Raw genomic sequence first — 286 nt, 5'->3', positions numbered from 1 at the left:
ATAGAGCTGGCAAAAAAACAGCGGAAAGAATTGCGTAAAAAAATAGGTATTCATTCCTCTGGTTTACCACAGCATGCGTTAACCATAGAAGAAAAGACTTCTTCAAACCAGGCTGAATTGACCCTTCGAGAAGTGATTCAGTTTTTAGAGCAGCTTGAAAAAGAACCTGATGGACCCGCTCATTTACGCGAAGAACTGGCAGATGCACAGTATCAATTGAAGTCACTTACAGAAGAAAATGAACACTTAAAGCGGCAATTAAAAATGACAGAAGAAGATTACCGGG

Annotated in this window: 1 pseudogene; it reads left to right on the top strand. The window is 39.9% G+C overall.

Annotated elements, in window-relative coordinates:
• Positions 1-286, top strand: a pseudogene (locus SB658_RS23230) (RsfA family transcriptional regulator); the annotation flags it as partial.

This window comes from Bacillus sp. SIMBA_008 (assembly GCF_046535495.1).
Taxonomy (GTDB): domain Bacteria; phylum Bacillota; class Bacilli; order Bacillales; family Bacillaceae; genus Bacillus; species Bacillus subtilis.
The sequence above is the reverse complement of the archived record's forward strand: the minus strand, read 5'-3'. Positions and strand labels throughout refer to the sequence as shown.